This is a genomic window from Nocardia sp. NPDC004718, from assembly GCF_053601535.1.
Map to the genome: position 1 here is coordinate 72,187 of NZ_JBSGCA010000020.1, position 21,761 is coordinate 93,947.

Annotated in this window: 25 protein-coding genes; 13 read left to right on the plus strand and 12 right to left on the minus strand. The window is 69.6% G+C overall.

Translation table 11 applies throughout. The features are described 5' to 3' along the window. Positions 1 to 10 precede the first annotated feature (10 nt). The 3 genes from ACWEH3_RS17360 to ACWEH3_RS17370 are packed head-to-tail and all read right to left on the minus strand — an operon-like array spanning position 11 to position 2,231. The gene (locus ACWEH3_RS17360) at positions 11 to 895 is read right to left on the minus strand and encodes an LLM class F420-dependent oxidoreductase (RefSeq protein WP_450017023.1); all 885 of its coding nucleotides are present in this window, start codon (positions 893 to 895) and stop codon (positions 11 to 13) included. Positions 896 to 943: 48 nt separating this feature from the next. Then, entirely contained in the window at positions 944 to 1,144 is a 201-nt protein-coding gene (locus ACWEH3_RS17365) for a hypothetical protein (RefSeq protein ID WP_450017021.1), read from the minus strand. Between the two features lie 10 nt (positions 1,145 to 1,154). Beyond that, positions 1,155 to 2,231 (minus strand): SDR family oxidoreductase, encoded by a 1,077-nt coding sequence (locus ACWEH3_RS17370; RefSeq protein WP_450017019.1) that lies wholly within the window; start codon positions 2,229 to 2,231, stop codon positions 1,155 to 1,157. 110 nt (positions 2,232 to 2,341) lie between these two features. Here ACWEH3_RS17370 and ACWEH3_RS17375 point away from each other — a divergent pair, with 110 nt between their 5' ends. The 4 genes from ACWEH3_RS17375 to ACWEH3_RS17390 all read left to right on the plus strand — a co-directional run bounded on the left by ACWEH3_RS17375 (position 2,342) and on the right by ACWEH3_RS17390 (position 4,937). Then, positions 2,342 to 2,968 (plus strand): TetR/AcrR family transcriptional regulator, encoded by a 627-nt coding sequence (locus ACWEH3_RS17375; protein WP_450017017.1) that lies wholly within the window; start codon positions 2,342 to 2,344, stop codon positions 2,966 to 2,968. A gap of 61 nt (positions 2,969 to 3,029) precedes the next feature. Then, the gene (locus ACWEH3_RS17380; protein WP_355073947.1) at positions 3,030 to 3,341 is read left to right on the plus strand and encodes a nuclear transport factor 2 family protein; all 312 of its coding nucleotides are present in this window, start codon (positions 3,030 to 3,032) and stop codon (positions 3,339 to 3,341) included. Positions 3,342 to 3,384: 43 nt separating this feature from the next. After that, a complete protein-coding gene (locus tag ACWEH3_RS17385; RefSeq protein WP_450017014.1) occupies positions 3,385 to 4,524 on the plus strand; it encodes an alkaline phosphatase family protein in 1,140 nt (379 codons plus the stop codon). A gap of 89 nt (positions 4,525 to 4,613) precedes the next feature. Then, complete coding sequence (locus tag ACWEH3_RS17390; protein ID WP_355073951.1) at positions 4,614 to 4,937, plus strand: hypothetical protein; 324 nt, start codon at positions 4,614 to 4,616, stop codon at positions 4,935 to 4,937. 4 nt (positions 4,938 to 4,941) lie between these two features. On the opposite strand, the gene ACWEH3_RS17395 is transcribed toward ACWEH3_RS17390, so the two are convergent. Further along, the gene (locus ACWEH3_RS17395; protein ID WP_450017012.1) at positions 4,942 to 5,364 is read right to left on the minus strand and encodes an MmcQ/YjbR family DNA-binding protein; all 423 of its coding nucleotides are present in this window, start codon (positions 5,362 to 5,364) and stop codon (positions 4,942 to 4,944) included. 292 nt (positions 5,365 to 5,656) lie between these two features. Here ACWEH3_RS17395 and ACWEH3_RS17400 point away from each other — a divergent pair, with 292 nt between their 5' ends. Beyond that, entirely contained in the window at positions 5,657 to 6,691 is a 1,035-nt protein-coding gene (locus ACWEH3_RS17400) for a transcriptional regulator (RefSeq protein WP_450017010.1), read from the plus strand. 71 nt (positions 6,692 to 6,762) lie between these two features. Beyond that, the gene (locus ACWEH3_RS17405) at positions 6,763 to 7,242 is read left to right on the plus strand and encodes a DUF779 domain-containing protein (RefSeq protein ID WP_450017008.1); all 480 of its coding nucleotides are present in this window, start codon (positions 6,763 to 6,765) and stop codon (positions 7,240 to 7,242) included. Positions 7,243 to 7,310: 68 nt separating this feature from the next. On the opposite strand, the gene ACWEH3_RS17410 is transcribed toward ACWEH3_RS17405, so the two are convergent. Beyond that, on the minus strand, positions 7,311 to 8,864 hold the full coding sequence (locus tag ACWEH3_RS17410; RefSeq protein WP_450017006.1) for a succinic semialdehyde dehydrogenase: 1,554 nt from the start codon (positions 8,862 to 8,864) through the stop codon (positions 7,311 to 7,313). Between the two features lie 276 nt (positions 8,865 to 9,140). Here ACWEH3_RS17410 and ACWEH3_RS17415 point away from each other — a divergent pair, with 276 nt between their 5' ends. From ACWEH3_RS17415 to ACWEH3_RS17430, 4 genes are read left to right on the plus strand one after another with little or no spacing between them, the layout of a single operon-like run. Next, positions 9,141 to 11,483: a nitrate- and nitrite sensing domain-containing protein gene (locus ACWEH3_RS17415; RefSeq protein WP_450017004.1), complete on the plus strand. Its 2,343-nt coding sequence runs from the start codon at positions 9,141 to 9,143 to the stop codon at positions 11,481 to 11,483. Positions 11,484 to 11,485: 2 nt separating this feature from the next. Further along, on the plus strand, positions 11,486 to 11,899 hold the full coding sequence (locus ACWEH3_RS17420; RefSeq protein ID WP_355073958.1) for a roadblock/LC7 domain-containing protein: 414 nt from the start codon (positions 11,486 to 11,488) through the stop codon (positions 11,897 to 11,899). 8 nt (positions 11,900 to 11,907) lie between these two features. Further along, on the plus strand, positions 11,908 to 12,282 hold the full coding sequence (locus ACWEH3_RS17425; RefSeq protein ID WP_355073960.1) for a DUF742 domain-containing protein: 375 nt from the start codon (positions 11,908 to 11,910) through the stop codon (positions 12,280 to 12,282). Next, a complete protein-coding gene (locus ACWEH3_RS17430) occupies positions 12,263 to 12,862 on the plus strand; it encodes a GTP-binding protein (RefSeq protein ID WP_450017001.1) in 600 nt (199 codons plus the stop codon). Before ACWEH3_RS17425 ends, ACWEH3_RS17430 begins: the two co-directional genes overlap by 20 nt. A 62-nt stretch (positions 12,863 to 12,924) precedes the next feature. On the opposite strand, the gene ACWEH3_RS17435 is transcribed toward ACWEH3_RS17430, so the two are convergent. Genes ACWEH3_RS17435 through ACWEH3_RS17445 form a run of 3 tightly spaced genes read right to left on the minus strand, consistent with a single transcriptional unit; the run spans position 12,925 to position 14,394 of the window. Next, on the minus strand, positions 12,925 to 13,422 hold the full coding sequence (locus ACWEH3_RS17435) for a hypothetical protein (RefSeq protein WP_452358345.1): 498 nt from the start codon (positions 13,420 to 13,422) through the stop codon (positions 12,925 to 12,927). A gap of 32 nt (positions 13,423 to 13,454) precedes the next feature. Further along, positions 13,455 to 13,868: an NUDIX hydrolase gene (locus ACWEH3_RS17440; RefSeq protein WP_355073963.1), complete on the minus strand. Its 414-nt coding sequence runs from the start codon at positions 13,866 to 13,868 to the stop codon at positions 13,455 to 13,457. 52 nt (positions 13,869 to 13,920) lie between these two features. Further along, positions 13,921 to 14,394 carry a winged helix-turn-helix transcriptional regulator gene (locus ACWEH3_RS17445; protein WP_450016997.1) on the minus strand — a complete coding sequence of 158 codons (474 nt, stop codon included), beginning with the start codon at positions 14,392 to 14,394 and terminating at the stop codon, positions 13,921 to 13,923. A 53-nt stretch (positions 14,395 to 14,447) separates the two neighbouring features. Here ACWEH3_RS17445 and ACWEH3_RS17450 point away from each other — a divergent pair, with 53 nt between their 5' ends. Together ACWEH3_RS17450 and ACWEH3_RS17455 are read left to right on the plus strand one after the other, a co-directional pair. After that, the gene (locus ACWEH3_RS17450; RefSeq protein ID WP_450016995.1) at positions 14,448 to 15,248 is read left to right on the plus strand and encodes a thioesterase family protein; all 801 of its coding nucleotides are present in this window, start codon (positions 14,448 to 14,450) and stop codon (positions 15,246 to 15,248) included. A gap of 12 nt (positions 15,249 to 15,260) precedes the next feature. After that, positions 15,261 to 16,688 carry an MFS transporter gene (locus ACWEH3_RS17455; protein ID WP_450016993.1) on the plus strand — a complete coding sequence of 476 codons (1,428 nt, stop codon included), beginning with the start codon at positions 15,261 to 15,263 and terminating at the stop codon, positions 16,686 to 16,688. Between the two features lie 349 nt (positions 16,689 to 17,037). Here the strand turns inward: ACWEH3_RS17455 and ACWEH3_RS17460 are convergent, their stop codons facing one another. From ACWEH3_RS17460 to ACWEH3_RS17470, 3 genes are read right to left on the minus strand one after another with little or no spacing between them, the layout of a single operon-like run. Then, positions 17,038 to 18,147 (minus strand): DNA glycosylase AlkZ-like family protein, encoded by a 1,110-nt coding sequence (locus ACWEH3_RS17460; protein WP_450016991.1) that lies wholly within the window; start codon positions 18,145 to 18,147, stop codon positions 17,038 to 17,040. 18 nt (positions 18,148 to 18,165) lie between these two features. After that, positions 18,166 to 19,116: a M56 family metallopeptidase gene (locus tag ACWEH3_RS17465; RefSeq protein ID WP_450016989.1), complete on the minus strand. Its 951-nt coding sequence runs from the start codon at positions 19,114 to 19,116 to the stop codon at positions 18,166 to 18,168. Then, complete coding sequence (locus ACWEH3_RS17470) at positions 19,113 to 19,493, minus strand: BlaI/MecI/CopY family transcriptional regulator (RefSeq protein WP_084823599.1); 381 nt, start codon at positions 19,491 to 19,493, stop codon at positions 19,113 to 19,115. Before ACWEH3_RS17470 ends, ACWEH3_RS17465 begins: the two co-directional genes overlap by 4 nt. Positions 19,494 to 19,622: 129 nt before the next feature. Between ACWEH3_RS17470 and dinB the strand changes: the two genes are divergently transcribed. Continuing rightward, complete coding sequence (dinB, locus tag ACWEH3_RS17475; protein WP_450016987.1) at positions 19,623 to 20,864, plus strand: DNA polymerase IV; 1,242 nt, start codon at positions 19,623 to 19,625, stop codon at positions 20,862 to 20,864. A 7-nt stretch (positions 20,865 to 20,871) separates the two neighbouring features. On the opposite strand, the gene ACWEH3_RS17480 is transcribed toward dinB, so the two are convergent. Further along, a complete protein-coding gene (locus ACWEH3_RS17480; protein WP_450016985.1) occupies positions 20,872 to 21,750 on the minus strand; it encodes a phosphoribulokinase in 879 nt (292 codons plus the stop codon). Between the last annotated feature and the right edge of the window lie 11 nt (positions 21,751 to 21,761).

A 21,761-nucleotide genomic window follows, 5' to 3' on the forward strand; every position in this document is an offset into this window, starting at 1 on the left:
GTCCGGCGGTTCAGCGCAGCAACGCGATGACCGGGGCGAACTTCTCCATGCTGTCCTCGAGAACGGTGATGTAGGTGATGCCGTAGCGATCGCGCCGATCGCGCAGGCGGTCGGCCATCTCCTCGGGAGTGCCCATGAGCAGGATCGGATGTTCCTCCGGGGAGTCGGCGACGTCCGGCGGCAGCGCCGGACCGAAGACCTCCAGCACGCTCGCGCGCTCCTCGGGCGGCACCACCCGCTGCACGAGGATGTTGAACTCGACCTTGTCCAGCCGTGAACCGAGCAGATCCCGCACGTAGGCGACGCGCTCCTCGATCTCGTCGAGCCCGGCCATCTGCAGTGGCCCGCCGTTGCGCGCGGCCGCCGCACCCGTGAAGGCGATGATGTCGGCGTGCCGCGCGGCGACGCCGAGCAAGCGATCACCCCATCCGCCGATGAGCACGGGCGGTCCCGACGGCTGCGCGGGTTGCGGCTGATACTCCGGATCGGCGAACAGGCCGCGCAATGTGACCACTGTCTGTTCCAGGTGCTCGACGCGCTTGCTTCCGCTTTCGAACGGGATGCCCGCGGCCTCGAATTCCGCCTGCACGTAGCCCGCGCCGAGCCCGAGTTCGACCCGCCCGTCGGTGAACTGGTCGGCACCGGCCACGTCGCGGGCCAGCAGGACGGGGTTGTAGAACGCGGTGTTGAGCACGAAGGTGTTCAACCGCACCCGCTCGGTCGCCTCGGCGGCCAGGATCATCGCGGGGAACGGCGCGGGCAGGCCGAGATGGTCGGCGACACCCACCACGTCGAAGCCGAGTTCCTCTGCTCGACGGCACTTTTCGATCCAATTCGACCGGGACTCGGGGACCACCATGTTGACACCGAACCGGAAGGGGCGCTGCGCAGTCACGTGTCCTGTCTAGCGAACCGCGCCGGACCGCCGCACTTCGGGGCCGGTTCAGCACTGGGCGAGCGCACCCGCGGCCACCACGATGCCGAGCAGCGCGACGACGGCGGCGACTACCGGTACCGGCCTGCGCAGCGCCCGCCGGACCGGGCCGGGAGCGTTGCGCCCTGCGGCGTTCGCGCGCGAGGATCGACGGGCGAACCAGCGCCGCGTCATGGCGACCGTGGTGATGATCAACGTCGCGATCAGCATGCCCGCCCCCTCAGACGCGTACGGCGCGCGGCGCGACCGCCCGGGAGGTGGACTTGCCTCGCGGTGGTTCGACGATCCCGTGCTGCAGCAAACTTTCGGCGGTGTCCAGCACGGTTTCCCGGACCGGGCGCATGGTCCAGCCCAGTTCGCGCCGGGCTTTCTCGGCGCTGAGCGACTCGGTGCGCCCCAGGGTCGGCAGGGTCAGCCGGACGCCCTTGTCGAAGATCGCGACGCCGCGCACCAGCCAATTCGGCAACTGTCTGGTCGGCACCCGGAATCCGCGCGGCCCGAATTCCTCGGTGATGATGCGCGCCATCTCTCCCATCCACAGGTGCTCGCCCGCAGAGATATAGCGGTTGCCGGCGGCCTCCGGCGTCTCCAGCGCGAGCCGATGCGCCACGGCGAGATCGCGCACATCCACCGGAGCCCAGCCGACGCGGGGCGTGCCGGGCACGTCCCCGGCGAGCAGTCTCCGTACGGGCTCGTGCGAGGTGCTCGTCGTGGTGGACAGCACCGGCCCCAGCACCATTCCCGGGTTGACGACGACCAGTTCGAATCGCTCGCCCGCCGGAAGCCGTGCGACGAAATCCCAGGCCGCCCGCTCGGCCAGCGTCTTGCTCTTCTGATAGGCCGGGCTGCGCTCGACCACCGTCCAGTCGGCCTCGGTGCGCAGAACGTCCTCGGTGTGCCCGGCGACGATCGCCGCGATCGAGGAGGTGAGCACCACCCGGCGGACGGTGCCCGCGGCGGCGCAGGCGCGCAGCACGCGCAGCGTTCCTTCGACCGCCGTGTCGATGAGTTCTCGCTCGTCGTCGGGCGGGGTGGTGGGGAACGGGGAGGCGACGTGCAGCACCGCGGCGCTACCGGCGACGGCGGCTGCCCAGCCGTCGTCGCCGTTCAGGTCGGCTTGCGCGAACTCCAGTTCGCCCCCGGTTCGCCGGGCCAGTTCGACCAGGTGTGCCCGTTTGCCGGTGTCGGCGAGGTCGCGAACTGTCGCGCGCACGGCGTAGCCGTGCTCCAGCAATTCGGCGATGACGTGACCGGCGACGAAACCCGTTGCGCCGGTAACTGATACCCGTGTGCTCATTTCTTCATCCGTCTCGTGAAGTGGCTGCGCCGCACTCATCTGAGCGCCGCTCAGATAATCTAAGCACCGCATAGTTAGGTTGTCCAGGACACGTCGCATACGCTCGGACGGTGACGCGGACCAGTTACCACCACGGCGCCCTGCGCGACGCGCTGCTGGCCGCCTGCCTGCGTTTGATCGAAACCGAGGGGCTCGCCGCGGTCAGCCTGCGCCGGGTGGCCCGCGAGGCAGGCGTGAGCACCGCGGCGCCGTACCACCACTTCCCCGACCGAGCCGCGCTGCTGGCAACACTGTCCACCCAGGGTTTCCAGATGCTCGGAGCGCAACTGGCGGCCGCCCGCGCCGAGGCGGAAACGCCCATGGCCGCCCTGACCGCGCTGGCGAACACCTACGTACGGTTCTCCCGCGAGCAACCGGCCTACTTCCGCCTGATGTTCCGGCCCGAACTCTCCCAGCCAGACAAGCATCCCGACACCATGGCAGCCGGCGACGCGGCTTTCGGAGTGCTGGCCGACGCGATCACGGAGTGCGTCCGCGCGGGCGCGCTGCCCGCCGACAAAGCCGACACACTGGCCGTCATGTTCTGGGGACTCGGCCACGGCCTGGCCTCGCTGTGGCTGGACGGACAGCTGGAGAAGCGCGCGGGAGAGTTCGGCACCACCGGCTCGGCGTTGGTGGACGACGTGATGCGGACCTTCGCGACATTGATCGAACCCGGCGCGCCGCCGCTGCCCTAGAGTGAACGCCAGACGTTTGCTCCTCCGATGCTCCCCACACCGATCCGAGAGGACGACACGGATGACCGCGCAGCTGGATCCGACGGTGCAGGAGTTCGTCGACGCGCTCAACGCCAATGATCAAGACCGGTTCTACGCGGTGCTCACCGACGACGCCACCATGTCCGACGACGGTGTGGAGCGCAACCTCGCCCAGTGGACCGAAGCGGAGATCTTCGACAGCAATGCCCGGATGCAAGTCGAGTCGGTCGGCGACGACGGCACCGAACTGGTCGCCGACTACACCAATACACGCTGGGGCTCGATGCGAACCACCTGGCGATTCGTCCTGCGCGAAGGCAAGGTGAGCCGTTTCGAGACCGGGCAGGCGTGAATGCCCTTGCCAGCCTGCCGTCCGCGTTGACATCCTGACCTTCGTGTTCGTCGCGCCGCGTTACGGTACGGGTTCCCTGGCCGACCTGTTCCCCTCCGTCCTCGCCGGTCTCGGCGTGCCCGGCGAGGCGGACCGCCTCGGGCTGGGGCTCGACGCCGACCAAGTCTGCGTCCTGCTGGTGGACGGGCTCGGCTACCACGATCTGGTCGCGAATCCCGCTGCGGCGCCCTTCCTGTCCGGTCTCGCGCCGACCTCGCTCACGGCCGGTTTCCCGACGACGACGGCCACCAGCCTGGCCTCGCTCGGGGTGGGCGTTCCTCCCGGCGAGCACGGCATCGTCGGCTATCTGTTCCACGTCCCCGGCTACGACTCGCTGTTCACTCCGCTGTCCTGGCGGCTGCACGGCGTGCCGAAGTCCGATCTGCGGAAGGAACTCGCCCCGACGGAGTTCCAGCCGCGCACAACGGTTTTCCAGCGCGCCGCCGCCGACGGCATCGCCGTCGCCCAGGTGTCGCCGCGCGATCAGGCGGGATCGGGACTGACCGAGGCGGTTCTGCGCGGCTGCGAGTTCCGCCCCCAGCTGTCCTTCGGCGATCTCGTCGCCAATGTGAGCGAGGCGCTGCGCGCCGGTCCACGCTCGCTGGTCTACACCTACCACGGCGATCTCGATCTCACCGGACACGTGCGCGGACCCGCCTCGCGATCCTGGCAGCTCGAACTCGCCCATGCCGACCGGCTCGCCGCCGCGCTCGCCGAGGAGTTGCCCGCCGGAGCGGCGCTGCTGGTGACCGCCGATCACGGCATGGTGCCACTGGACGACCGTGTCGATTTCGACACCACTCCTGTGTTGCAAGAGGGTGTCCGGGCACTCGGCGGTGAAGCCCGCGCCCGGCACGTCTACACCGAGCCGGGCGCCGAGTCCGATGTCGCGGCAGCCTGGCAGGCCACTCTCGGCGCGGACTTCGAGGTACTCGGCAAACAGGACACCGTGAGCCGAGGCTGGTTCGGGCCCACCGTGGACCCCGCGATCGCCCAGCGCATCGGCGATCTGATCGTGGTCGCCCACGGGCGGCGCGGCGTCATCCGGACCGGCGCGGAACCGCTGCAGTCCCGGCTGGTCGGTCACCACGGTTCGCTCACCCCTGCGGAGATCGACGTCCCGCTGTGCGTCTTTCGCGCCTAGCCCCTGTCGTGGTGAACACCCGCCCGGGAGCGCTCTAGTCTGGAGTCCGATCGCGGCGGGCAGCGCCGCCGAACCTCAGGAGGAGTCCCATGAACGCCACGCTGTCACGGACCGGCCGAACCGGCCTCGGGATCGCGATGGTCGCCATGGCGCTCGCGGGCTGCACCGATATCGAACGCGCGCTCAACCGCGGCGGCGACACCCCGTGCAGCGAGTACATCAAGCAGGACCAGGACACCAAGCGCACGACGATCACCAAGTTCGTCAAGCAACAGAGCAAGGACGACCGCGAGCCGGCGGGGACCGTGGTGGACGCGACGATGGTCTCGGTCGACTTGCTGTGCGGCGCTCAGGCCAATGCCGACACCCCGATCAAGAATGCCGACGTCGCAGGCATTTTCATCCGGAAGTGACCGCTCAGCGCGGCGGATGGGCGGCAAGCCAATCCGCCGCCCGCTTACGCGAGGCCCGGGCCAGCCAGGCGTCCTGGATGACCTCGGTGAGCTCCCGACGGCTCAGTTCGCCGAGTTCGGCCGCGCGCACCAGGACCGACGGATGCCCGTCGAAATGCCGCGTGGTGAAGAACGGCGAGTCCGGGTCCTGGACCAGCGCCTGTTTGTCCGACTCCGACGGCACCCAGATCACGATCACATCGGCGTAGCGCTCGCCGGTCACCGGGTCGACCGCGTCCGGACGTGGATTGCGGAAGAACACGAACGATTTGCCCCCGACCTGGTAGATCGGGTTGCCGCGTGGTCCGTCGACGCGCGTCACATGGGGCATGCCCGAGGCCACGGCGTGCACGTCGGCGAGGCGTGCACGTGGAGTACCGGTCGCCATGCCAGCAGCTTATGGCGTGACCGGCCGGTAGGGCTCGAACAGTTCGCCACCGTCACCGGCGTCCGCCAGAATGAGAGTGCGAATACGAGCTCACACGACGATGGGTCTTGCACGTGGCGCGGTTCCGCACCCTCACGCAACAGCGGGTCCAACTGGAAAGAGAATGGGAGCGTTGGGCGACGGCTCCGCGGGCGACACCGGAGCCACGGAACACCGTCCTGCGCAACGAAGTAGCGCAATCCTGGCGACGGTCGTTGCACACGGTCGATCCCGGCACCACAGCGCACCGGGAGTGGACGACATCGGCGATCGCTGGGCCGCTTCCCCGTTGCGCGATCCGGTGACGGCGCTGGCGGGTGAACTGCGCGCCGTCACCGAGGACTCCGGTTATCTGGCCGTGGTCACCGACAGCGCGGGCACCGTCCTGTGGTCCTGCGGTGACCGCACCCTGCGCAGGCAGGCCGAGCAGGTCAATCTCGCACCCGGCGGCTGCTGGGACGAAGGCCATATGGGCACCAACGGCGTCGCCCTCGCGCTGCACACCGATCGCCCTGCCTCCGTCTTCTCCGCCGAGCACTTGGTCGCCGCCCTGCACGGCTGGGTCTGCTATTCCGCACCGATCCACGGCCCCGACGGCAGGCAGGTCGGTGCGCTGGATCTGTCCAGTTCCTGGGACCGTTCCCATCCCGCGGTGCGGACCTCGGTGCGCGCGCTGGTGACGGCGGTGGAGACGATGTTGCGCACGGCCGCGCCCCTGCGCGAGCCGGGAATCCGGCTGGAATGCCTCGGCGCCGCGCGACTGGTGCGCGACGGCGTGCCGCTGCCCCTGCCCCCTCGGCAATTGGAGATCCTCGCGCTGCTGGCGCTCCAGCCGGACGGCTTCTCTCCGGAGCAATTGCACGCCGCCCTCTACGGCGACCGCGCGGTTTCCATCAGCACGCTGAAAGCCGACGTCTCGCACCTGCGCCGCGCGATCGGCGGCGAGATCAGCAATCGCCGTTATGCCCTCACCGGTCCGGTATCCTGCGACGCCGTCGACCTGCTCGCCGCCGTCACCGCGGGCGACACCACCTCGGCGGTCTGGCTGTACCGGGGGCCACTGCTGCCCGGATCGGAAGCGCCCGCCGTGCTGCAGTGGCGTGATCATCTCGACGTGGGTGTGCGCACCGCCGTGCTCGCCGGGGACCGCGCCGAGCACGCGGTGGCGTTCGGCGAACGCGTGCCCCGTGACATCGCGGTGCACGAGCACGCGCTGCGGTTGCTGCCGCCCGACGACGTACGCCGCGCCCTGGTCGCGGCTCGGCTGCATACCGCGTTGCGCGACTGAGAATTTCCCACCAACCTCACACCAACCTCGGCGGACCATAGTGGGTCGGTCCGAGATATCTGCGAGGAATCATGAGCTACACCAGACCGGGGGCCGGACTCCGGCATCGCCGACTACCCGACGTCCGGCTCCGTCGTCCACGCGGTGCGGCGGCGCACCGAACGCATCGGGTGGACATCACCGATCGCGCCAGGGCCGTGCTGCGCCACGTGATCGACCAGCACGGGGCCGTGCTGCTGCACCAGTCCGGCGGACACCACGACAGCGGCTCGCCGCGCTGCCTGCCTATCCGGGAGTCCCGGATCGGCGGCGAGGACGTTCTGCTGGGAAGCCTTCCCTGGCACACCGAATTGTGGATCAGCGGGGAGCAATACGAGCACTTGAAGCACGCCCACCTCACCGTGGACGTGGCCGACGAGCCCGGCGGCGGCCTCACGGACGCACTCGAGGACATGCGTTTCGTCATCAGATCACGGCTGCTCACCGACGAAGAAGCAGCGGCGATGGCGGCGGGCGGGCCGCCGCGCACCGGAGCCGACCGGTTGGCGTGACCCCTGCACGACCGAACCGGCGGGTCGTCCGTCCGGGTGGGCACGACCACCCGGACGGACGTCGTGTCTCAGCGCCCGGGCAGGAAACGCAGACTCCGGGCCACCGTCATCAGGAACGGCTGCCACTTGCCCTTGGGGAACAGTTTCGGCGCGTCGAGGTTCATGAAACGGGTGACCACGATCGACTGCGGCTCGGTGAATTTGAGCAGGCCGTCCGGCCCGTGGCGGCGCCCCACACCGGAGATGCCCATACCGCCCATCGGCGCCCCGGTGGTGCCCCATGCCGGCGCGTAGCCCTCGTCCACACAGACCGTGCCCGCGTGCAGCCGCGCCGCGATCCGCTCGCCTTCGGACTTGCTTCCCGCCCACACCGAGGCGTTGAGACCGTAGGCGGTGTCATTGGCCAGGCGCACGGCCTCCTCGACATCGTCGACCGGATAGATCGAGACCAGCGGTCCGAAGGTTTCGTCGCGGCCGCATTCCATCTCGTCGGTCACTTCGCCGAGGACGGTCGGCTCGAAGAACAGTGGACCCAGGTCGGGGCGGGCCTTTCCGCCGGTGAGGACCTTCGCTCCCTTGGAGGTGGCGTCCGCGACGTGCTTGGACACCGTTTCCAGTTGCGCTTCGGAGATGAGGCTGCCGATGTCGGTCGAATAGTCGTAGGCCGCACCGAGTCTGGCGGCGTTCGTGGCGGCGACGAATTTTTCGGTGAACGCCGCGGCGATCTGACGCTCGACATAGAGCCGCTCGATCGAGATGCACAACTGCCCGGCGTTGGAGAAGCAGGCGCGCACGGCCGCCCGCGCGGCCTTGTCCAGGTCGGCGCCCGCGGCCACGATCATCGGATTCTTCCCGCCGAGTTCGGCGGAGAAGCCGATCAGCCTGCGGCCGCACTGTTCGGCCAGGGTGCGGCCGGTCGCCGACGACCCGGTGAACATCAGGTAGTCGCAGGCCTCGACGATCGCGGTGCCGACGACGCCGCCCGGCCCGGGGACGACCGCGAGCAGCTCACGAGGCAGACCGGCCCGGTAGAGCAATTCCGCACCGGCCAGCGTGGAGAACGGAGTCTGGCTGTCGGGTTTGACCACCACGGCGTTGCCCGCGATGAGCGCCGGTATGGAATCGCCGATCGACAGCAGCAGCGGGTAGTTCCACGGAGCGATGACGCCGACCACGCCCTTGGGCTGGTACCGCACGGAGGCGCGGTTGAGCACGGGAAAGGCGCCCGGTACCCGGTGGCCGCCCAGCAGGCTCGGTGCGATCCTGGCGAAATAGCGGGCCGCGAACATCAGGCCCATGATCTCTTCCTGGGCCGCCCAGCGCGCTTTGCCGGTCTCGGCCTGCACGACGTCCATCAGGAATTCACGGTGCTCAACCACCAGCGCGCGGTAACGATCCAGCACGGCGGCGCGTTCGGCCACCGGCTTGGCCGCCCAGCTCCGCTGCGCGGCCCTGGCCTTGTCGAAGGCGGCGGCGACATCGGCCGCCGTGCCGACCGGCACGCTGCCCAGCGGCTTTCCGGTGAAGGTCTCGGCGATCGTCCTGCGCTGACGATCTGCGGGCGCCTCGATCGCGGCCAGCGCGCTGAGGCGGTCGAATACATCGGCTTCCGGCGCGGGCATCGTTGCCTCCTACTTGTGAGTAACCGAGGGATACGGACAATCTACGCCGCGTCCCGGGGCGCCATGAACCGGCCACGGGAGGATTTCGAGCGGATCAGGCCCCGACCGGCCGCGCAGGTGAACCGCGCCGGTCGCCATTGCCTCCCAGTTATGCGCTCCGGCAATAATTTTCGGTAGATCGCCGCCGAATCACGCGGAAGCGTGTCAGGTCAAATCCAGTCCCGCTCACCGGGACAGGACGCCCGGATCGCCGGGTTCGTGGATTACGTTGTGCCGATGTTCAGAGCGAGGCTCGGGGTCCGCACCCGGATTCTGGCGATCGCGCTCATTCCGAGCCTGACTCTGCTTGTCGTCGGCGTGGGCGCTGCGAGCTATCTGGTCGCGGAAGGAACCAAAGCCAAGGACTGGGCCGCCGAGAACCAGAAGGCCATCCCCTCCACCAGGGAATTGATGGAGGCGGTTCAGCAGGAACGCTACTTGACCCTCGCGCAGCTGAGCGGTGACCCCACGGCGGCAGTCCCGCTCGGCGCCGCGCGGATGCGGCTGGACGGTGCGCTGCGCGGCTTGGTCCAGGCCTCCGGGGGCCTCCGCGGCATCGACGACTCCAAGCTCGGCGACAACGTCGCCAACTTCACCACCCTCACGCAGAACATGACCGCCGTGCGTTCCGGCGTCGACGCCGCGGCGCTGCCGCCCTCGGACGCGTACATGTTCTTCAACCGCCTGCTCGACGTGATCTCCGTCGGCACCAAAGTCGCCGAGCAGACCGCCCCGTACACCGAGATCGGCGTGCGGATCGCCACCGGCATGCGCCTGTTCAACGCAACCGAGGCGATGGCGCGCAGCAACGCGCTCGGCGGCATGTACGTCGACGGCGCCACCGCGCCACCGGCCATTCCCGCCGAGGAGTACGTCCGTCAGGTCGGCTTCTACCACACCGAGATCGCCGCGCTCAGCGCCGAACTGCAGGGCGCCGAACAGCACCAACTGCAGACGCTGACCGCGGGCCCGGCCTGGCAGCAGCTCACCGCGATGGAGAACGCCATCGCCCAGCGCGCCATGACTGCGCCCGCGCCGACCGGCTCGAGCACATCCGGCAGCGGCACGCGTTCATCGAGTCCGCCGCCGCTGCCACTGAACACGCAGGAATGGCACAGCGCCGCCGCCGAGGTCAACCGCGGCCTGATGGATGCCTGGACCGCGCACAACCGGGCATCGCAGAAACTCGCGGAGGACAATGCGGCCGCGGCGGCGACCAGATCCGCGTTCGCGGGCGGCGGCGTGCTGGTGGTCAGCGTGCTGGCGTTCCTCATCGCCGTGGTGATCGCCAACCGGGTCATCCGCCGGTTGAAGCGGCTGCGCGGTCAAACGCTGGCCCTGGCCGATGAGCGGCTGCCGGAGATGATGCGCAGGCTGCGCGACGGAGAGACCGTCGATCCCGCGGCCGAATCCCCGAATCTGGACTACGGCAGCGACGAGATCGGCCAGGTGGCCAAGGCTTTCCAGCACGCGCATTCCGCGGCCGTCTCCGCGGCGGTAGCCGAATCTCGTACCAGGGAAGGCGTCAAAGCGGTGTTCTTGAACATCGCGCACCGCAGCCAGATCGTCGTGCACCGGCAACTGGAGATCCTCGACGAAGCCGAGCAGCGGCAGGAGGACCCGATCCTGCTCGACACCCTGTTCCGCCTCGATCATCTCGCGACCAGGGAGCGGCGCAACGCCGAGAACCTCACCATCCTCGGCGGCGGCAAGCCGGGCAGGCAGTGGCGCAATCCCGTGCCGCTGGTCGATCTGGTGCGCAGCGCCGTCGGTGAGACCCTCGACTACGCGCGGGTCCGGGTGGCGCGGCTGCCCGAGGTCCGTGTGTTCGGCACGGTGGTCGCCGACCTCATCCACCTGCTCGCGGAGCTGGTGGACAACGCGACCTCCTTCTCCCCGCCGCAGTCGCGGGTCGAGGTGACCGGCAACGTGGTCGGCAAGGGCGTGGTGGTCGAGATCGGCGACCAGGGCATGGGCATGTCCGAAGCCGAGCTGACCAAGATGAACGAGATGCTGCGCAACCCGCCGGATTTCGGCGTGGCGGCGCTGTCGGCGGACTCCCGGCTCGGGCTGTTCGTGGTCGCGCAGCTGGCTACGCGCCACGGCATCGCGGTGCGGCTGTCGGACTCCGACTACGGCGGCATCAAGGCCATCGTGCTCATTCCGACCGCGCTGATCGCGACGGACCCCGTCGCACCGCAGACACCGGCGGAACTCACCGATCCCGGCAGCCGACGCAAACTCGTCGCCGGTGCCGCGGTCGCGGCGGACACCGGGACGTTCGCGCAGGCGGCATCGCCGGTGGCGACCCTTTCCGCCGAACCCGCCGCACCCCCGCGCTACGGACCGCGCCCGTACACCGAGGCGCCGACGCAAGCGGGTCCGGACGGCCGGCCGGCGTTGCCCCGCCGGAGCCGACAGACCAACCTCGCACCGCAATTGGCGCAGCCGGTCCAGGAGCAGGCCGCACCCGCGCAGCCACCCCGCTCCGCCGAGCAAGCCCGTGACCTGATGTCCGCCATCGAGAACGGGACCAGGCAGGGCCGTCGCGCTGCCATCTCCGACGAACAGGAAGGCTAGGTGTGTCCGCTTCTCCCGCAGGTGATCTCAATTGGCTGCTCGACGATCTCGTCGATCGGCTGGCCGGCGTGCGCCACGCGGTGGTGCTGTCCACCGACGGGCTGCTACTGGGCCGCTCCAGCGGAATGAACCGCGAGGACGCCGAACACTTCGGCGCGATGTCCTCGGCGCTCTACGGGCTGGCGCGCAGCGCGGGCAACCGATTCGACGGCGGCGGGGTGCGCCAGGCGGTCATCGAACTAGACCGCGCGGTGCTGTTCGTGACCTCCGCGGGCGACAACGCCTGCCTGGCACTGCAGGCCGCCGAATCGGCCAATCTCGGCATGGTGGCCTACGAGATGAACCTGACCGTCCAGCGCGTAGGCAACTACCTGTCCACAACTCCGCGCCAAGACCTCGTCGGACATGTCGAATAGCCACCGCCATGACAAATCCGCGTGAGCCCTGGTTCGACGAGGCGGCCGGTCCGCTGGTGCGTCCCTACGCGCTCACGCGCGGGCGCACCAGCGGCGCCGGACCCGAACTGGATATGCTCACCACCGTGGTCGCGGACACCTCCGCGTCCGCACTGCGACGCAGCGAACCCGAGTACGCCGAAATCCTTCGGCTGTCCCGGGTCTCGCAGACCGTCGCCGAACTCTCCGCACAGTTGCGTTTGCCGCTGGCGGTGACGAAGATCCTCGTCGGTGACCTGATCGGCGACGGGCAACTGATCTTCCGTGCTCCCGTTCCGACGGAGGCCGGACCCGATGACCTCAACATATTGCGAGCGGTACTGGATGGAATCCGAAAACTTTGACCCGAGCGGCACACCGCAACTGGCCGCCTCGGTCAAGATCCTCATCGCCGGCGGGTTCGGCGTCGGCAAGACCACGATGGTCTACGCGATCAGCGAGGTCCCGCCACTGCGCACCGAGGAACTGATCACCGAGGTGAGCACCGGCATCGACGATCTGTCGGGCGTCGAGCAGAAGTCCACGACCACGGTCGCCTTGGACTTCGGCAGGCTCACCATCGACCGTGACCTGGTGCTCTACCTGTTCGGCACGCCCGGCCAGGATCGGTTCTGGTTCCTGTGGGACGAACTCGCGCGCGGCGCGCTCGGCGCGGTCGTGCTGGCCGACACCCGCAGACTGGGCAACTCCTTCGCCGCCGTGGATTTCTTCGAGCGGCGTGGTCTGCCGTTCATGGTGGGCGTCAACTGCTTCGACGGCGCACCGCGATACACCATCGACGAGGTGCGTGACGCCCTCGACCTCGACACGGTCACCCCCGTCATGCTCTGCGACGCCCGCGACCGCAGCTCTTGCAAAGACGTCCTGCTCACCCTCGTCGAGCATCTGATCCAGCGGGCACAGCGCGCACACGCCACCACCTGATCGCGCCGCGTGTGCACACGCGGTGCACTCCCTCGGCGACCGAAACCCCGAGAGTTCGGGGCTCACACCTGCCGCAGCCAGGCGACGAACAGCAGCGCGCCACCGGCGACGAGCACGACCGCCGCCGGAGCGGGCCACCGCGGCCCGTTCCGGCCGAGCAAACCGCGGGTCAGCCGCAATTGGAACGCGCCGAGCCCAGCCAGGGCCAGCAACCACACCGGCAGCAACCCGACACCGAGCGCCGCGTGCACCGCCCACGCCCCCGCCAATGTCGGGCCACCCCAGGAATCTTCGAGATCATCGCTCGCGACGAGCGGATGGCAGACTCCGCGGAACGCGCCCAAGGCCGCGAGGAACGCCAGGAACCACGTCACCAGGCCCACCCCACCACTGAGCACCGAGTGCGACACCGACCGGAGAGCCGAGAATTTATGCGGCAGAACGGATTCACCGAGCATTCGCCGCGGCACGCGCAGTCGGGTGGGAATTCGCCGCGCAGCCGAGGGCAGGGCCCGCAGTGCGTAGGCTGCGTAGCGCAGAAGCGGCCGAAACCAGGACATATCGCCGACGGTAGCGCTGTTCGGCCCGCGATTCACCGCAGCAGGCCCGCGTGCACCAGATCGTCGAACAGCAGCTGATCGACCGGAGGGACGAGGGCGCGATCGGCATAGGAGAACCACGCGACCTCCTCGATCTCGCTGCTGGCGGCCAGCGTTCCACGATAATCCGCGGTGTAGCAACTCATCCGCACCAGCGCGCCGTCCGTCGGGCCGTGCACCGCCTCGTAGGTGCCGACATGCGCGGCGGTCTCCGGCAGCAGGGCGACGGTGAGTTCCTCCTCGATCTCGCGGAGCAGTGTCTGCAGGTCGGTTTCGGCGCCCTCGCGCTTGCCGCCCGGGATGTAGAAGACGCCTTTGCCACGCGGTCTGGCGCAGAGAATGCGTCCCTCCTCGATGCGCACCCACGCCACCGTGTCGATCAGTTGCCGCACTCGCCCGTCCGCCACCGCCGCAGCCTATCGTCGCGCGGCGGTGAACGCGGAACCGGCCGCACCCGCCTCAGCGCGAAGGCAGGAGGGAAGGATCCTTGGCGCCGGGGCCGAGAACGGGACGCAGGTCGCGTGGGGCGATGCGCTCACCGCACTCGGAGCACGCCGGTTCGACGGTCGAGAGGTTCCCGCACGTGGTGTGTACGGTCTGCACCGGCGGGCCGTCCGGGGCGGCCCATTCGTCGCCCCACTGACGCATCGCGGTGACGACAAGCCACAGCGAACGGCCTTTCGGGGTGAGCCGGTAGTCGTAGCGAACCGGATTGTCCTGGTAGGGCTCTCTGGTCAGTACCCCGTGCTCGATCAGATGCTCGAGACGCTGGGTGAGCACGTTGCGGGCGATGCCGAGACGGGCGCGGAAGTCGTCGAAGCGCGTCACGCCGAACAGAGCGTCGCGCACGATCAGCAGCGTCCACCACTCTCCGACCACCTCGAGGCACTGGGCCAGCGAGCAGTTCATGTCCTCGAAGCTCGTCCTGCGCATTCCGCCAGCATAGTCGGTTGCTCCATAGAACTCACTGGCCTAGTGTGCGTTGCATGAAACAACTCACTAAGCGGACACTCGCCGAGGAGTTCGCGCTCACCGAGACCGGCACCTCCGGGTGGCAGGCGCGCGTCGACCGGTCCTGGCGCGGCTGGACCGGCCCGCACGGCGGCGTGGTCGCGGCACTGCTCATCGAGGTGGCTCGCGCGACCGCCGCGGAACCGCTGCCGGTGCGGGCCGTGGACCTCCGGTTCCTGGGCCGCCCCACCCACGAAGTGCTCACCTTCCATGCGACCGAACGCGCCGTCGGCCGCAGCACCGTCGTGGTCGAGGTGGGCGCCGACCAGGACGGCAGCCCGGTCGCCGGGGCGTCCGTCACGCTCGGTCGCGCCATGGCGTCGGGCGTCGCGGATTACGCCGGCGCGCCCGCGCCGCGAGTGCCCGATCCCGATTCCTGTGCACACTTCGCCCTCCCGCCCGAAATCGTGCCGGCGGGAGCTCATTTCGACATCCGTCCCGCAGCCGGGCCGTTGCCGCTGACCGGTGCGGACGAACCGATGATGTGCGCGTGGATCGAACTCGTCCCCGAGTTGCCCACCGATGCCGCGGCCCTCGCGATCCTTGCCGATGCCCTGCCGCCCGCCGTCTTTCCCACACTGCGCGCGCCCGTCGCGATTCCCACCGTGGCGTTGTCGATGCACCTGCACGACGTGCCGACCGAGGGCTCGCCGGTGCTGGTGCGCACGGTGAACGCCTCGACCGGCGACGGCTGGTCGGTGGACGACACCTCGATCTGGGATCGAAGCGGCCTGCTGCTCGCCTCTGCCCGCCAGACCCGCCGCGTGCTCGGCTGAACGGAGACGATCGTGCATTCTCCGTCCACGCCGCCCAACCGGGCCACCGACTTCCGGGTCGTGCTCGCCGTCGTCTCCCTCGGCGTCCTGCTGTCGAGCCTGGACCTGTTCATCGTCAACGTCGCCCTGCCGGACATGGCCGCCGACCTCGGCGGAGCGCAGATCTCGGGACTGTCCTGGGTACTCAACGCCTACGCGATCGTGTTCGCCGCGCTGCTGGTCCCGGCGGGACGACTGGGCGACCGTCGCAGCATCCGGACCACCTTCCTGCTCGGGCTGGTGGTCTTCGTCGTCGGATCGGCACTGTGCGCCACCGCCTGGGACGTCGGGTCGCTGGTGCTGTTCCGCGTGCTCCAGGCCGTCGGCGGCGCGCTGCTGACGCCCGCCTCGCTCGGCTTGGTGCTCGCGGCCAGCCCGCCATCGCGCCGCGCCGCCGCCGTGCGGCTGTGGGTCGCCTTCGGCGGGCTCGGCGCGGCGCTCGGCCCGGTCCTCGGCGGCCTTCTCGTCGAATTCGGCTGGCGCTGGGTATTTCTGGTGAATGTGCCCATCGGTCTGGCCGCCGTGGTGGTCGGACTGCGGACGCTGCCCGATCCCGAGGGCGACGGCGGGCGGTTGCCCGACCTGCTGGGTGCGGCGCTATTGGTCGGCGCGATCGCGAGCCTGGTGCTCGCGCTGGTCAAGGGCGAGGACTGGGGCTGGTCGTCGGGGCGGGTGCTGGTCGCCTTCGCGCTGGCGGCGATCCTGACGGTGGCGTTCGTCGCCTCCTCGGCCCGGCACCACAGCCCGGTGGTGGATCCGGCGCTGCTGCGCGCGCCCAACTTCGCCTGGATGACCGGCAACGCGGTGTTGTTCAACGTGGCCTTCGGCGCGATGCTGCTGTCGGTGGTGCTGTGGGCGCAGAACGTCTGGGATTGGTCGGCGTTGCGCACCGGACTGGCCATCGCGCCCGGCCCGCTGATGGTGCCGGTGGTCGCCGCCCTGGCGGGACGGCTGATCGGCCGGATCGGGGCCGGGCCGGTCATCGCCGCGGGCGTGATCGTGTTCGGCGCGGGCATGCTGTGGTGGGCGCGGGCGATCACCTTGACGCCCGACTACGTCGGTGGCCTGCTCGGCGGCATGGTGGTCAGCGGCATCGGCGTCGGCCTCACCCTGCCGACCGCCTTCGCCGCGGGCACCGGCGGACTGCCGCCGCAGCGGTTCGCCACCGGATCGGCCGTGCTGAGCATGGCGCGCCAGCTCGGTCTCGCCGTCGGCGTCGCGGGCCTGGTCGCGGTGCTCGGCTCACCCACAAGCCCGGAGGCGACACTCGACGCGTTCCGGCACGGGTGGTACGCGACGGCCGTGGTCGCGGTCATCGCGGGCCTGATCGGCGCGGCCGCGCGTATGCCGAAACCCACTGTGTCACAACCAGAATCGGCTATCGAGTCGGCCGTCGCCTGATCCGGATCCACGCCCCCGGCCCGTGCGTGACACTCCGCTCGGCAGCGCCGATTCGACAGCGCGGGTCGCGCCTCCCGTTGCCCGGCGATCCGCGGCCGCACTTTCCGGATCCATCGCGGCGCTGTCCGTAGTGGCTGTCATCGGCCGATTCGTCGGCCGCACACTTGGTCGATCCCTGGTCGACGTCCGAACAGCACCGGACGCCGACCAGGGTCCCGCGCGACGGGCAGTTCAGCGGCTGGGGCTGAAACCGCCGCACCACGAGCGGCGGAATCGGTACCAGTAGCCCGTTTCGGTTGGCAGTGCATCCTCGACAGCCTGGAACGCCCTGTGGCACAGCATGGCAACGCTACGCGACTCGCACCGTGAGGCTCTCGCGCCCGGCCGCCGGCGCCACGTGGGCGAGGGCCGCTTCCAGGCCCCGCGCAGGCAACGGCGCACCGTCGAACATGGTGATCTCGACGGCGTCCTCGGCGAGCTCCCAGATACCCGCGATGCGCCCACCCACCACGACGATCGGTGAGATCCAGCCCGCGGTGCGGCTCACCTTCGCACGGTGCGCGGCAGGCAGCAGCTCGGTGTCACCGGTGCCCGGTCCCAGCACGTATTGATCGAAGGCGCCGAGCAGGTGCACCGTCGCATTCGGCGCGGCGGCGGCCAGTGCGTCGACCTGGTCGGTCGGCAGGAAGGCGCGGCGGCCCTCTACGTCGATTTCGGTGATCAGGTCGCCCAACTCGGCGAACCAGCGGCGCACCGTGGTCTTGCGCAGGCTGTTGCGGCTGAGCCAGGCGTCGAAGGTCTCCGGCGTCGCCGGGCCGTATGCGCCGAGATAGCCGAGGATCGCCACCCGCGCCGCGGCGTCGAGATCGGGCAGGCCGGGCCAGTCGCGCACCAGGTGCGCGGGACTGGTGAACGTCACTTTCGACCCTCGTGCCGGGCCGTGACACAGCACGCCCTGCCAGGCCAGCGGTTTGAGCAGCGCACCCCAACCGGATCGCAGTTGCTCCCCCAGCCGATGGAATTCCGGTGCGGACACCAGGGCTTCGACCAACTCCTCCCGGGTGAGCACCGCGGCGTCGAGTACCTGCGCGACCGCCTCGGTCAGTGCCGCCACCTCCGTGGGCGAAGCGCCGAAGTTCTTCTGCCAGGTGGGTTTCTCCCAGGTGCGCGCGGAACCGATGAGCGCGAGAACGGCGGCGGCCTGTTCCGAAGGCAGCGCGTGCAGCGTGCCGCGCATCGCCCAGGTCTTCATCAGCGCGCCGTCGTCGAGCGCGCGCACCAGCGCGCCGGATTCCGGCTTCGTGCTGCGCAGTGCGACCGCCAGTTCGGCCGCTGAGGTGACCTGAGCCTGGACACCGCACAGACGCCCGGCCACCGCTACCGCACCTTCGTCGGTCCGGGACACGACATGGTGCCGGTCCAGCCGCCAGGCGAAAACCTGATCCCAGGTGGCCCGCATTCGCGCTCCTTCTGCTGCTCAGTTCAGCATCGTGCCCGCGCAGGCGACCAGCGCGGCGGCCAGCGCCGACCCGGCGACCGTCATCGCGATCACGCCGAGCAAAGCGGTGCGGGTGGTGGCGCGCCGAATCGCGCCGACCGGATCGGCCAGCCGTTCGGCGCGGGCCAGTACCGCCGTGCCCGCCGCGGCCAGCGCACCCGGCGGCGCGGGCTCGACGATGCCGACGATCGCCAGCAGCCCGCCCAGCAGCGGCAGCGAACCGTGCTCGTCGGCGGCCTTGTCGTCGGCGCACATCTCCAGCAGGCGGGCGATCTCGGCCGCGCCCCCGGTGAACAACCGCAGGCCGGGCAGTGTGGTGGCCACCGCGCGCAGCACCGCCGTCAACGCCGCGTGCCTGCCGGACAGGTGCGCGCGTTCGTGCGCGAGTACCGCGGCGAGTTGATCCTCGTCCAGCGCCGCCAGCGCGGCGGTGGTGACCACGATGGTGTCGGGTCGTCCCGGCACGCAATACACCTGCCGCTCCGGTGAGTCGAGCACGACCGCCCCGATTCCCGGCACCGGCCTGCCGACCAGACGGACCGCCCGGGCGTGGACGCTGGTGCGCCTGCGCATGTCCAGCACGACTCCCACGGCGCGCGCCACCAGCGCGACGGTTCCGGTGGACACCAGTGCCGCCACCGCGAACGTGGCCGCACGGCCGGCCGCGGCGCCGTGCGCATCCACCGGAGCCCATAGGAACGAGGCGCACGCGTGCAACGCGTCCTTCGGATGTCCCCAGTAGGTGGCGAACTCGACGGTCAGCACCGCCGCCGCGACCCCCCATGCGCTCAGCGCACCGATGATCGCGACAACCCAGGCGATCACACCCAGCCGCGGCGCGATCCCGCGATGGGTCAGTCTGCGCAGCACGGGCGGACCGAAGGTCGCCACGACGCCGCCGTACAACGTCAGAGCCAGGGCCAGGCTCACGGCACTTCTGGTGACTTACGCGCCGCGAGTCTGCGTAGCGCGGCACGCAGCCCCGCCGACTCCTCGGCGCTGATCCGATCGACGAAATGGCTGAGCACCAGATCCGAGCGTCCGCCGGCACCCAGCGCCTCCAGCATGAGCCGGGCGCTGTGTTCTTCCCTGGTGAGCGTCGGCCAATAGCGATAGGCCTTGCCCGCGCGTTCACGCGCCAGCCACCCCTTGCGATGCAGGTTGTCCATGGTCGACATCACCGTCGTATACGCGATGTCGCGCTGAGCCGACAGTTCGTCGAAGATCTCACGCACCGTTGTGTCCTCTGCGTCCTGATCCCAGATGCGGTCCATGATCACCGCCTCCAGATCCCCGAATCCACGCACCGTACCGACTCCCTCATCCGAGCTGTACCCCGTCGTGGGAACAGGTTACCGGTCTGGGTGGGTTACTACGGAGGCAACCAGTAGATCCGTCCGCTCCGACCGCACCCTGTCGGGGGCATATGCGAACATATGTTCGTGTCCGACGCGCCCGTCTCCCGATCCGGCAGGCCCCGGATTCTCGCGCGGCCGGAGGCATCGATCCTGCATGCCGACCTCGACTCCTTCTATGCCTCGGTCGAGCAGCGGGACGACCCGTGGCTGCGCGGCAAACCGGTGATCGTCGGCGGCGGCGTCGTCCTGGCGGCCAGCTACGAAGCGAAGGCGTTCGGAGTGCGCACCCCGATGAACGGCGGACAGGCGCGCCGGTTGTGCCCGCACGCGATCGTGGTGCCGCCGCGCATGTCCGCCTACGCCGAGGCGAGCAGAGCCGTCTTCGAGATCTTCCGCGACACCACACCCGTGGTCGAGGGCATCTCGATCGACGAGGCCTTTCTCGACGTCGGCGGACTGCGCCGGATCGCGGGCGAGCCCGTCGCCATCGCGACGCGGCTGCGCGCGGAAGTCCGCGACCGGGTCGGCCTGCCCATCTCGGTGGGCATCGCTCGCACCAAGTTCCTCGCCAAGGTGGCCAGCGCCGTCGCCAAACCCGACGGATTACGGCTGGTGTCGCCGGACGGCGAACTGGACTTCCTGCATCCGCTGCCGGTCGAAAGGCTCTGGGGCGTGGGCGATGTCACCGCGCGCACGTTGCACGAGCACGGCATCACGCGGGTGGGCCAACTGGCCGAGCTGGGCGAGCGCCCGCTGCGGGCGATCCTCGGTCCCGCCGCGGCACGCCATCTCTACGCCTTGTCCTGGGCGCGTGACCCGCGCCGGGTCGAGACCGGCCGGCGGCGGCGCTCGATCGGCGCCCAGCGTGCCCTCGGCAGCAAGCGCCGGCCGCCGGACGAGATCGAGGCCTATCTGCACGGGCTCACCGATCGGCTCGGCCGTCGCCTACGCACCGCCGACCGGGTGTGCCGAACCGTGGTGCTGCGCCTGCGTTTCGACGATTTCACCCGGGCCACCCGCTCGCATACTCTCGCCGGGGCCACCGACCACACCGAGACGATCCTGAGCGCGGCCCGCACCCTGCTCGCCGGGGCGATGCCGCTCATCCAGGAACGCGGCCTCACCCTGATCGGTCTCGCGCTGACCAACCTCGACGACGCCGACTCCGTCCAGCTCACCCTGCCCTTCGAAGCCCGAGCCACCAACAGCCTCGACGCCACCCTCGACGACTTGCGCAAGCGCTTCGGCTCCGCCGCCGTCACCCGCGCCGCCCTCCTCAACCGCGGCGAGGGCCTCTCGGTTCCTCTTCTCCCGGACTAGCCACGCCTCAGTACGAGCGTTTCGGCCGCTTGTCCATCAACCGCAGAATCAGCGGCGTGAAGATCAGCTGCATGGCCAGCTCCATCTTCCCGCCGGGCACTACGATGCAATTCGTCCGCGACATGAACGAGTCGTGCAGCATCGACAGCAAATAGGGGAAGTCGATCACCTTCGGGTCGGCGAACCGGATCACCACGAAACTCTCGTCCGCCGTCGGAATGGTGCGCGCGATGAACGGATTGGACGTGTCCACGGTCGGCACCCGTTGGAAGTTGACGTAGGTGCGGGAGAACTGCGGGCAGATGTAGGTGACGTAGTCAGGCATCCGCCGCAGGATCGTATCGATCACCGCCTCGCTGGAGTACCCGCGCTCGGTCTTGTCCCGGATCACCTTCTGAATCCACTCCAGATTGATGATCGGCACGACGCCGACCAGCAGATCGGTGTATCGCGCCACATCCACGGTCGAGGTGACCGCCGCGCCGTGCAGGCCCTCGTAGAACAGCAGGTCGCTGCCCGGCGTCAACTCCTCCCACGGCGTGAAGGTGCCCGGCGGCTGGCCGTAGGGCTTCGCCTCGGCCTCGTCGTGCAGGTACCGGCGCACCGTCCCGACCCCGGTCTCGCCGTAATCGCGAAACAGCGTCTCCAGTTCCTTCAGCAGGTTGGCCTCCTCCCCGAAATGCGAGAACCGCAGATTGCGGCTCTGCTCCGCCTCGGCCATGGCCAGTTTCATCTCGTTGCGGTCGTAACGGTGGAACGCGTCGCCCTCGACGATGACCGCGTTGATCTCTTCGCGGCGGAAGATCTCCTGGAAGGTCCGCGTCACGCTGGAGGTCCCCGCCCCGGAGGACCCGGTGATGGCGACGACCGGGTGCTTGACCGACATGGTTCTCCTCT